At 68.2% G+C, this 11,200-nt stretch carries 9 protein-coding genes; 6 read left to right on the forward strand and 3 right to left on the reverse strand.

Annotated elements, in window-relative coordinates:
• Positions 1–79: 79 nt before the first annotated feature.
• Complete coding sequence (gene hemC, locus NGF19_RS27620; RefSeq protein WP_252428294.1) at positions 80–1,012, forward strand: hydroxymethylbilane synthase; 933 nt, start codon at positions 80–82, stop codon at positions 1,010–1,012.
• Here hemC and NGF19_RS27625 read toward each other — a convergent pair.
• From NGF19_RS27625 to NGF19_RS27635, 3 genes are all read right to left on the reverse strand, one after another.
• Positions 999–1,928 carry a porphobilinogen synthase gene (locus tag NGF19_RS27625; protein WP_252428295.1) on the reverse strand — a complete coding sequence of 310 codons (930 nt, stop codon included), beginning with the start codon at positions 1,926–1,928 and terminating at the stop codon, positions 999–1,001. The two genes, hemC and NGF19_RS27625, sit on opposite strands and share 14 nt — an antisense overlap.
• 228 nt (positions 1,929–2,156) lie before the next feature.
• The gene (locus tag NGF19_RS27630; RefSeq protein ID WP_252428296.1) at positions 2,157–2,777 is read right to left on the reverse strand and encodes a hypothetical protein; all 621 of its coding nucleotides are present in this window, start codon (positions 2,775–2,777) and stop codon (positions 2,157–2,159) included.
• 167 nt (positions 2,778–2,944) lie between these two features.
• Positions 2,945–3,391, reverse strand: coding sequence for an ATP-binding protein (locus tag NGF19_RS27635; protein ID WP_252428297.1), 447 nt, complete (start codon positions 3,389–3,391; stop codon positions 2,945–2,947).
• Positions 3,392–3,798: 407 nt separating this feature from the next.
• On the opposite strand from NGF19_RS27635, the gene NGF19_RS27640 reads away from it, so the two are divergent.
• From NGF19_RS27640 to NGF19_RS27660, 5 genes are all read left to right on the forward strand, one after another.
• Positions 3,799–4,734: an XRE family transcriptional regulator gene (locus NGF19_RS27640; RefSeq protein WP_252428298.1), complete on the forward strand. Its 936-nt coding sequence runs from the start codon at positions 3,799–3,801 to the stop codon at positions 4,732–4,734.
• Between the two features lie 15 nt (positions 4,735–4,749).
• Positions 4,750–5,322, forward strand: coding sequence for an HD domain-containing protein (locus NGF19_RS27645; protein WP_252428299.1), 573 nt, complete (start codon positions 4,750–4,752; stop codon positions 5,320–5,322).
• Between the two features lie 353 nt (positions 5,323–5,675).
• Positions 5,676–9,251: an NACHT domain-containing protein gene (locus tag NGF19_RS27650; RefSeq protein ID WP_252428300.1), complete on the forward strand. Its 3,576-nt coding sequence runs from the start codon at positions 5,676–5,678 to the stop codon at positions 9,249–9,251.
• A gap of 133 nt (positions 9,252–9,384) precedes the next feature.
• Positions 9,385–9,720: a restriction endonuclease gene (locus NGF19_RS27655; RefSeq protein WP_252428301.1), complete on the forward strand. Its 336-nt coding sequence runs from the start codon at positions 9,385–9,387 to the stop codon at positions 9,718–9,720.
• A 288-nt stretch (positions 9,721–10,008) separates the two neighbouring features.
• On the forward strand, positions 10,009–10,722 hold the full coding sequence (locus NGF19_RS27660) for an HNH endonuclease (protein ID WP_252428302.1): 714 nt from the start codon (positions 10,009–10,011) through the stop codon (positions 10,720–10,722).
• The last annotated feature ends 478 nt before the right edge of the window (positions 10,723–11,200 follow it).

Consider the following 11,200-nt stretch of genomic DNA (forward strand, 5'->3'; position numbering starts at 1 on the left):
AATCTGTCGGAAAGTGCACGGTTCTTACGGACGTACGATGGGTCGCCAACAAGCCTTGTAAGGCGAGGAGTTGACCCGAATGGGCGATGTGGTGCGCATCGGTTCCCGAGCCAGCAAGCTGGCCCGGACACAGGTCACGGAATGGCTCACGCCGATCGCCGAGCAGTTCCCGGACGTGACGTTCAAGCGGGAGATCATCCTCGAAGGCGGCGACCAGGACCGCGTGACCCCGACCCTTGCCGAGGTCGCCAGAACGGCCGGCGGGAGCGCCTTCTCCACGAACCAGGAGGCGGCCCTCGTCACCGGGCAGGTCGACGTGATCGTCCACTCGCTCAAAGACCTCCCCACCTCCGTGCACGAAGGCACGCTCCTGCTGACGACCCCCGGACCACGCGAGGACGTACGCGACGTGCTGTGCGGATCGACACTTGAGGGCCTACGCAAGGGCGCCCGCGTCGGCACCGGAGCCCCGCGCCGGATCGCTCAGCTCCTCGCCCTGCGCCCGGACCTGGACGTGGTGCCGATCCGGGGGAACGTCCCCGGGCGGCTCGCCCGGACCACCAAGGGCGCACTCGAGGCCGTGGTGCTCGCGGCAGCGGGCCTGAACCGGCTCGGCCTGATGCCCGAGGTCCATGAGGTGCTCGACCTCGCTGTCTTCCCTCCATCTCCTGGGCAGGGAGCGCTGGGCATTCAGGTCCGAGTCGGCTCCCCGGCCGCCAGGCTCCTTGCGCAGACCGGGGATCGGCGGGTCGACGCGTGCGTGCGTGCCGAGCGCGCTCTCCTGGCCGAGCTTCACGGAGGCTGTTCCGTCCCGGTCGGTGCTTGGGGCCGGATCGCTCCTGACGGACTTCTGCATCTCTCCGCCGTCGTGACCTCCCTGGACGGTGGCCGGCAGGTCACAGCGACAGGAGAGGGGCCGGCCGACGCTCCCGAGAAGCTTGGCGCCTGTGTCGCGGCCGATCTCCTCGCGCAGGGTGCGTCCGGCATCCTGGCGTCGATCAGGAAGCCCTGAGTTCGCGGGCGATCTCCAGGGCGGCGTAGGTGATGACCCGGGTGGCGCCCGCGCGCTTGAGGACGGTGTACGCCTCGATCAGTCCCTTCACGTCCCGTCCGCCGTCGTCGCGGCGGTCGGTCAGGCGCAGGTACTCGCCCGACACGGAGAACGGGACCAGGGGAACGGGGATCTTGTCCTTGAGGTGGACGAGGGTGTCGACGGTGTGGAGGGCGGGCTCGGTGAGGATCATGTCCGCGCCCTCATCGACCATCTCGCGCGCCACATGGACGGCTTGCTCGGGCCGACCCGGGTTGATCTGGAACACGCGAGCCCCCGAGCGGGGAGTTGCCCCCATGGAGGCCCGGTAGCCCTCGTACAGGGACGACTCGAAGATCAGGTGGGGCATGATGCCCACAGCCTTGTGACCCGCCGCGTCCAGGGCCTCTCGGACGGCACGCACGGACCCGGGCATCATCGCCGCCGGGCCCACGATGTCCGCCCCGACATCGGCCTGCATCACGGCCTGGGCCGCCAAGACCTCCGTCGTCTCCTCCAGGTCCATCTCCCCACGCTCGTCGGCGAGCCAGCACTCGCCGGAGTCGTTGTGCGAGCAGACGCACGTCTCCGTCATCACGAGCACATCGGGGGCGGCCTTCTTCGCAGCGCCGATGGCGCGGGCCATCAGGCCGGTGGGTGAAAGGCCCTGGGAGGCTCGGGCATCCCTGACCCTGGACCCCGCGAAGATCTTCACCGACTTCACGCCGAGTGCCGCAAGAGCCTGAACGGCCCCGGGCACCTCCCTCATGGTCAGCGTGGGCATCGGACGCGGCTTCGTGTCGTCGTCCTCACGCATGAGGAAGACCATGGCCAGGTCCGTGGGGGTCAGTCCGGGGCCGTCGAGGAAGCTCCGGACGGCTGAGCGATGGACGGGCACTGCTCCTCCTCAGGGGCGAAGCGGGTGACTGGAATAGGTGGCTGCGGTCTGCGCTGTTCGTCGCCACGGAACAGGCCCCGCTCCGGCTGGACTGCCGGCCGCAATGGGCTACCGGCGCCCTGGGATGTCCCCACTGGAGCGGAAGTCATGGTGAGCGCGTCCGGCCGCCGACGATCAGCGCGACCGTGAACGCCCAGGTGATCGCCGCAGCGATCAGCAGGACCCTGCTCATGGGAGTCCGACGACGGTGACCTTGCGCAGTTCCCGAATGAGCTGGGAGGCCAGCACGCAGTGCAGACGGTCGTCCCCGTACTTGATCCACGGGATCGTGTCGTCGCTCCGCCAGCCGTCGTCGGTCCACTGGTAGGCGACCCCCGACACGCCCCAGAGACGAGGCAGCTTCACCCGGAGCGGGACGAAGCGGCCGGAGTGCGGGCACTGCTCGACAGCCACCCTCGCGCATTCCACGCACAGCGGTGGCATGTTGGTCAGCGAGCCTTCGGGCCACGTCGGCGGATCCTGCGGCATGACCCAGTCCAGGAAGAGCCAACCGTCCCCGGTGCGACTGGCTGGTTCCGCGCACACCTGGCAGAGCAGGTCGTACATGCAGTCGCGCTGGCGATCAGCATTCATCTGGCCGTAGATCGGCTTCCCCGTGCGCGAAGCGCGCTCCACCCGCGCCCAGAGGACGCCGCCGCGGTCACGGTCACCAGCTTGCGGAATCCGGTACGCGAGTCGCGGCTCAGGAGTGAACTGGATCGTCAGGTCGACTTCCGGGCCGCCCTGTTCGTCGCCGTACGCGACAACGAACGGCGTCACCGTCGGTCGGGAGATCGTCTTCCTGGACACTGAACGGTTCCTTCGGCTCTGCCAGTGAGTGGCCTCCCGGCCCTCACAGGTGAACAAGGTCAGCGGATCGCGCACCATCTGGGCAACGCCTCCAGCACCCACGCGGAATGGAGGGCATCACGCGCCAGCAACGGCCTGCGCTGCGCCCAAGTCGCCGTCTCCGCGTATCAGTCAGCACGCGTCGCACACGCGTCACGTTCGCCGACATGCTCGGACCAGACGCGCTTCCCCCAGGGGAGCAGGTCCGTTCCCCACCTGTCCGACACGGCTTCGACCAGGTACAGCCCACGGCCAGCCGTGTCGATCTCTGACTCCGAGGGCTTCACGAAGTACGGAGACTTCTTCGATCGATCCGACACGGCGACGCGCACGCGGTTCGGGCCCAGACGGGTCACCCGCACCACCATTCGTCGGCCCGAGCCGTGACGAACCGCGTTCGCCGCCAACTCCGACACGGCCAAGGTCGTGTCCTCAGCTATGCCGGCCAGGCCCCAGGTGTCCAAAGCCGAACGAACGAGACGGCGCGCATCGGAGACCGCCTCGGCCACGCGGGGGAGCTCCGAGGAGTATCCGGGATGGCCGACAGCAGCAGCTTGGGTCACGATCGGGGTCACAGCGCTTCCTCCGAGGTACGGAGTGCTTGGCCCTGCCAGGGGCGCGCAGAGCCAAGCACTCTCCTCCGAGCCGTCGCGTTGCGCGGGGGAGCGCAGGGATACGTGCCTTGCGACGACTGCGGCGTCAACACGGAGCCGGAACAAAGTCCGTGTGGATTCCGCGACTTGAATCTACGATCCGGCCGGATGCGTTAGGACTGACCGAGGGTACGTATTCGGTAGCTGACTGCATCGGGAGCGGTATGGCGCCTCAACGACGACGCGAGGTAGGCAGCACGATTGCCGGATTCGTTCTGCGCCTGGCCCGCGAAAGCATCCCCGCCACTCAGGCCGGCTTCGCCGAGAAGGTGGGCGTTGACCTGGCAACTGTTCAAGGCTGGGAGTCCGGTCGGCGTCCCCTGGCGAACATGAAGGCAGGCGCACTCCTCAACCTCCGTCGTCAGCTTCCGCTGCTGGGCGCGGACCCTGGCGTCCTCGCGTTTCTCGAAGCCGCGATGGACGCTGACCGGGTCCTTTCGGCGGCCCTGTACCCGCCCGAGGCAGGACAGCCGCACCCGCTCGCGGAATGGGTGCACACCCGCGAGACGGCCCACATGATCGCTTGGGCCCTCAACGGCACGACCCCACCCGCTCTGGCCCACCGAGTCAGGACACCGAGACGGGGCACAACCCCCTTGGCGCCGTTGCTTCCAGCCCAGACGCGCAGGGACTTCTTCGATCACCTGAGAGCCTCGGCTGAGTCCGCCGACCGTACGAGCGACCAGGGCGTCCTCCTCCACCGACAAGCCCTGTATCTCAGCTCGTACGACCGAAGCCCAGAAGCCACGCGTTGGACGGCACAGGCCCTGCACTCACGGCGAGACGTGCTCGCGGCGCGCGGATGGACCCCCCGCTGGGCCGAGGCACGTTCCACAGCCGCCGCCCTGGCCCGGCTTGGTGACCCGCAGCCTCTGCTCACGTTCATCGACCGGTCCATGGCCGAGGACGACGCAGCCGAGGCGGCCAATCTGAACTACTGGGCCTACTGGCTGGGAGCATTGCCACAGCTCCAGGTCAGCGACCACTTCATGGTCGACAGGAGCCTCTCCGCGATCGAACCGGTGGCGCTCTTCCGGCGCCTCGTGCAGGGAATCCACCAGGCCCCGGGCTATGTCGACCTGTATGTGCACAGCCTGTGGGCGCTACTCGCCGTCTGGGGGTGGCTTCCGCTCGCCGTCCCGGACGCGGCTCGAACTCTCGGCCAAGAGGTCGAGCAACTCCTCAGCAGTGATCGGATCTCTCCTCGCGCCCAGCGCGAACTCAGCACTGTGCACTACGTTTTACGCCAGAATCGCAAGGGATAGGACCGGAGGCACCACATGGCGGACGAGACGGCAAAGGGCACCGCAGGCTTCCTGCTGGAGATGGGGATGCTGAAGAGGGCCAAGCGCTCCGGCTGGTGGATCGCGGGGGTCAAGGACCCCGAGACGATCGCCGAGCACAGTTTCCGCGTGGCCCTGATCGCCTCGGTGCTCGCCATGATGGAGGGAGCCGACCCGGCCAAGGCCGCCCTCCTCGGCCTGTGGCACGACACCCAGGAGACGCGGGTCAGCGACATCCCGCACATCGGCAGGCGGTACCTGGACGCGGCCTCCAACGAGAAGGTCACCGCGGACCAGGTGTCGGCAGCGCACCCCACCGTGAAGGCCGGCGCGCAAAAGATCGTCGAGGAGTACGAGCAGGGCGACTCCCTCGAGGTGATCTGCGCGCATGACGCCGACAAACTGGAGTGCCTGATCCAGGCTGTCGAGTACCGCGAGCAGGGCTGCTCGAACGTGCAAGGCTGGATCGACAGCAGCCTCTCGAAGCTCAAGACGGCCTCCGCACAGGAGCTGGCGGAGGCGGCGCTGACGATGACCTCGGTGGAGTGGCAGAAGGTCTATCTGCCGTAAAGCCCGGCCGCAGCCAAGCGCCCATCGGAGCAGACCAACGGCATGTGAACCGCCCCGGTTCTGATGGAGGCTCTGATGTGCTTCGTGCTGATGCCCGGCCAGGCCGGTAGGACGGCGGGCGGAAGCCCCGGCTGCGGGACGCTGGCCATGGCCCGTGCGTCGCGGTACCGGTCCGGGCGGACGCTAATCGCGCCCGGACTTTCACAGGGCGGAGACCAGAAGGGTTCAGGCACCCGGACGCGAACCGTCCTTGTCTCGCCCCCGCCTCTCGGTGTGCCGTCTTACCATGGGGCGGTGCTCCACCGGAGGTCTGGAGCAAGCGGTGTGGGTCGGTCGGGCGGGGTGCGGTCGGGGTGAGCAGGGCGGGGCAGGCTGGGGAGGTCGGCAGTGTCTTCCGGTGCGAGCTGGCCGCGCACTTGGCCGTACACGGGCTCCGTGGCCGCCCGGTGTCGGGGCTGGACGTTCCCGCAGGCGTGTGGCCCGTCCGGCTGGACTTCGAGACCAGCGACCCGACCGACGACATCCGTGTCACCTTCTCCGACGGGCGCCGCGCCTACGTGTCCGCGAAGCGGAAGATCGACCGAGGGCGTCCGCTGGAAGAGACGCTGACGGGGTGGGTGGGACAGGCTCCGACGCTCGGTCCCGACGATCTTCTGGTCATCGCCGGCGAGGAACTCGTCGGGCCGGTAAAGAACCTCGACCAGGCTCTGCGACGCCACCGTGCGGGCCTGCGCATGGAGACTGGTGACGAGTCCAGGGCCCTCGCTCTCCTCACCGACCGGCTTCCGGCGCGGGTCCGCGGGCTCGTCCTCGACCGGGCGCGTGTCCTCCACCTACCCGGCTCGACCGGACCGGCACCGCACCGTGACCTCCTGGCTGCCCTGATGGACCTCGTCGTGGCGGACGCGCAGGGACACCGTGCCGTGAGCGCGCTGGCCGACTTCTTCCATCGGCAGGCAGGCGAGGCGCTCGGGAGTTCCGCCGAAAACTGGGTCGCCGCCCTGACCGCCTCGGGGGTGACCGTGCTACCGGACCAGGGGGGTCCGATGGCGATGCGTCTGGCCTCCCGTCGGAACGCCGTCGATACATACCGCAGCCGGCTCACAGCGGAGGCCGGACGGATCGACCTCAGTCTGCTCGCCGATGACCTCTCGCCCCTCGTCGTCGACGACCTCGTCGGCGGCCTCCGGATCGACGGGGAGGGTGAGCGCACCTCTTCCCCTCTCCTCCGCCGCCTGAGGCGCTGGCGCCGCATGCTCATTGTGGGGCAGCCGGGCTCAGGGAAGTCGGTGGCGGTGCGGGAGATCGCGGCTCACTGCGCCAGCCACGCCGACGCCCCCGTCCCGATCCCCGTCTCGCTGCCGCGTCTGCTGAAAGGGCAGCCGGGACGCCTGACCATCGATGGCCTGGTCGACGACGCCGTGGCGGGCACAGTGCCGGACGCGGACCGGGCGCCGCTCGCCTCGTACCTCATGGAGGAGGTCGACCGGGGATGCGCGCTTGTCCTCTGCGACGGGCTCGACGAATGCGGGGCGCGCGCCCCTTGGGTCGCGCAGCAGCTCGAAGAGATCCTCACGTCCCTGCATCCCTCCTGCGGGTTCGTGGCGACGACCCGGGCGAACGCGCAAGGGGCCGCGGCCCGGCTCGGCCTGCCCCGCGTGAAGCTCGCGCCTCCTCGAGATCTAGGCCCGACGGTCGACAGTGTCCTCGTCGCCTGCGCCGAGGCACGGATTCCCAGGCCGGACCGAGCGGCCTTCCTGGCAAAGCGACGCGCCTGGATCGAGGTTGCGAAGGAGGAGCACGCGCATCTGCTCGAGGTGCCGCTACTCGCCACCCTGCTCGCTCTCGTCTGCGCGAATGCGCCGGACGCCGACCTCCCCAAGGGGCGTGCAGCGCTGTTGCACCGCGCGGTGGAACAGTCCGTACACCGGTGGGAGCAGGCGCGGCTGCGGGGGACGCTCGCCCCGGCCCGGCCCTGGGCACCCTCGCTGACGACGGGCATGCTCCTCGACGGGTTCGTAACGCTCGGACGGCTCCTCAACGGCGAGGCGACCCCTCCGGCGGGACGCGCCCTCGAGTCACTGACCGGCATGCTGAGGGACCCCCTGCGATGGGCCATGCCGCCCGCCGCGGCCAGCGAGGTGGCGGAACACGTGCTCCGCTTCTGGGACGAGCACGTCGCCGTGTTCGTGGTGAACAGCGCGGGCGAACTCACCACTCGCAGCAAGGTCTTCACCGAGATCGCAACGGCCATGTGGGCACGGTCGTGCGGTGCCGAGGAACTGCGGGACTGGCTGCACCATGCCCTCGCCCACACGGACTCCGACGGGGTGATCGCACTCGCCGCCGGACTCGATCCCCGTATGACCGAGGCGCTGCTCGATGTCGGTGAGACACAGCGGGAGGCCACCCTGATGGTGGCTGATCTCGCGGCGCGCGGTGTCGTGACTCTTTCCGACAACGAGATGGAACGGGTCTTGGGCCAGTTGACGGACGGAGTCCTCGGCGCGCTAGCGGGCGAGCCGGTACTCCCGCGCGGCCCCGGCAAGCCCCCGAAGTTCTTCCCGGCGTTGTGGGACAAGACACGCAACACGGGGCCTTGGCCCTTCGTGGAGGCCGCGTGTCTGCTAGCCCTGCCGTCGGCGTCTCGGCGACAGCGAGCGGACCTCGTGGAACTGTCCGAGCTTGACGGCACCGCCGAGGCGATCGCCCGGACCCTGTGCGCGCTGACGGACGCACGCACGGACGTGTCCCCCTTGAGCGAGGCGGAGATCGACGCGCTCCGCGCGGTGCTGGCGCTTCCCATGCCACAGGACCCCGAGATGGTGCAGAAAGGGCGGCGCAGATGGGAGATGGTCCGTGGAGGCCCCCTCACACCGGGACTGGAGCAGGTCGCCCTAGGCGCGGCCGAACATCTCGGTGAGCTTCCCGACAACGCGGGTGAGCGCGTGTTCGCCCTTGCGAGGCACACGCCGGGGCGCGTCGCAGAGAGGATCTACGCCGCACTCGCGCGCGCGGGATTCGATACGCGTCGGCGTTGGGGGAACATCGCCGCCGGGCTGCGGGACTGGGCATCCAGCTCGCTGGACGACAGGACGGCCCTCCTCTCCGACCTCGCGTCGCTCTATGGCCCGTGCTCGGAGTCCATGGACGGCGGCTTCTGGTCGCTCACCGCCCTCGGTGACCTTCTCTCGGCGACCGGATACTCCGATTCTCCGGCGAGCGAGATCGGCCGCGCCTTCGCCCACGACAGCGCCGACGAGCGCCGGGCATGGCTCGACGCGACGGCAGACGCCTACGGCATCGACAAGGCGGCTGTGGCCGCCCAGGCGCGTCACCTCCAGCGAATCACCGTGCCCGATTCCCTGCTGGACGAATGGCTCGTCGCGAGCACACCGCCCCTGGTCGAGCCGTCGCCGCTCCCCGATCTCGGGCAGGTCCTCACGGACGCCCAGCAAACGGCGTTGCTGACGTGCCTGGAAGCGGACTCCTCATGGATAGCGTGGTCGGCGGCGAACGTGCTGATCAACCTGGAGAGAGGTCGCGTTCCGTGGGACGGTCAGGAGCTGTTCGAAAGGGACATGATCCATTGGCCTCGCCACCGGGCAGCCCTCTTCTACGCCGTCGCCGTCATGACCTCAAGCGATCGGCGCCCTTCGCTCCTGGCACGGGCCGCTTCCTCGGAGTCGGCGGACCACCGATTGGCGGCGAGAATGTTGATCTCTGCCGAACCTAGTCTCGACTCCAGCGGTTCAATCGTGGAGGCTCTGCGCCGGGACGCCGACCTATCGGTCCGTCCGAAGGACGCGCATCAGGCCACGCCCGCCCCGACGCACTGGAGTTGCGACCACTGCCGGACGATCCAGGCCCTCGACACCGAGGACTGTCCAGGGTGTGACGAGGGTGTGCGCCCTCGGCCTGAGGGATGAGTCAGGAGCAACACCACGCGCGACGCGCCGGGCGGAGGCAGCCACGGCCGAAAATGGAGCGGGCGGTCGCGCAGAGTTCACCAATCATGATCCTTACCGCGCCGCGTGGAGAAATCCGACGTGTGCGTCACGATTGGGCTGCGGCGACACCTGCCGGTCTTCCCCGGGAAGCGTTACCTGTACGGGAGGCCTGTGCATCATCCAGGCCAAGCGCACCAAGAACACCGTCCCGGCGGAAGCCGTCCGCGCGCTGGCCGGCGTCATGCACGACAAGGCCGCTGCGAAAGGCATCCTCGTCACCACCGCATGGTTCGGAAAGACCAGCCTGGACTTCGCGCATCGGACCGGCCGCATGCAACTCATCGACGGCTGCGGGCTCAAAGCCCTGCTCCAGGAACAGCTCGGTATCGACGCCCTGATCGGACTTCCGAAGGTTCCGCCCGGCTGGGTTCCGGAAGACCTCAAGTGAGGAGCGCTCCGTCGAACCGGACGAGGTCCGTCACCTGAGCGGTGTCGGATGCGCACACGAACAGTTGGAAGGCGTGTTGGCGTCAAAGACTCGACGTCATCTGCCGCTTCTGTGGCCTTGCCGCAGCAGCGCCATCGCCTTCCAGGACGCGGGCTCGATGCGTGAGCGAACGAAAGGGGAAGGGCGGCACTTGGAGCTACCTCAACTCAGAGTGTCCACACAATGACTCATTGTCAGCGGCTGGGGCTAGCCTCTCCTCACTCAAAACGCCGGAGGTTGGAGATCCCTATGACACTGGTAGATGAAGGCGTTCAGCGGGGCAAGCGCTCAAAGCAGCCGACATGGGTGTGGCTGATGGCGCTGACGTCGAACGAAGGCTGTTGCGCCTACTGCGCCGTCAGCCCGTCGACAACGCTCGACCACGAGGAACCCATCGCCGACAACGGTGCGGACACCTGGTGGAACTTTCTGCCCGCGTGTAAGCCCTGCAACGACTGGAAGGGTAAGCGCACGGCGATGGAATGGTTGATCGACCAGAAGCTCCATCGCGAGCAACCGAAGGTGGGGTTCGACACCCGTCGTATGCCACTAAGGATGTTCCACGGCTTCGAGGGACGCCTCAGCCGCATCCAGGGCGAGATCCGAGAGGCAAGCCGTCGGGATTGGTTTCGCCACCACTACGGCGACGCCCGACACAGGAACAAGGCAGAGATGTTGGAACACTTGGAGACCTGCAGAGAGGAACTGTCCAGCTATCCGCATCTCCCGTGGACGACGCCCAACGTCTACACATCCACCGGCGCTGTGTGCACGAGGCACATGTGCTGCGGTTACTGGCACCCCCAGGCAAGGAGCCTGGACGCGGTAATCCTGTCGGATGATCAGTACAGGGCCTTCTCGAAGGCTGCCTTCGTCGAAGGAATGTCGGAAGGGGATCTCGCGGCCAAGCTGATCGCGGGATACCTGCTGGCAGGCAGGAGGGCCACAGCGTCAGCCGGCTAACGCTCCAGACGCTATGCCAGCCCAGCCTGCGGTAGTTGCGTGCGCGATGCGTGAGCGGACGGTCCGGCACGGGGTGTCACGAGCGGGATCGGTCGGGAAGTCACGCGGCGCCGACCTGGAGAAACAACACAGCGTGGCCGTCTGCGGCACCACCCGGCAAGGATCCGATCCCACTCCTAAAGCGGGTGTCGCAGGTTCGAATCCTGCCGGGGGCACAACGCATTACCGCTCTGACCTGGGGCCCAGGAAGGGGTCCTACTCGGCCTCGGACATCTCGTCCGAGGCCGTTTGCGTGAGTGGACAGGATCCTGGGCTCCAAGATCTCGCCCGACGGATCAGCACCGTTCGGCACGGACACCGGGCCGACGTTCTCCCCGTCGCCGAGCCGAGGACCCGCTCCGGGAGCGATGTTCTCCGCGGTAGCACGAGCAGGCGGTACGAGCCGGGCAGTAGCCTCAGCAATCGCCAGGTCGGCCTT

Origin of the sequence: Streptomyces macrolidinus, from assembly GCF_023887685.1 — a bacterium.
In the GTDB taxonomy this organism is placed as follows: Bacteria; Actinomycetota; Actinomycetes; order Streptomycetales; family Streptomycetaceae; genus Streptomyces; species Streptomyces macrolidinus.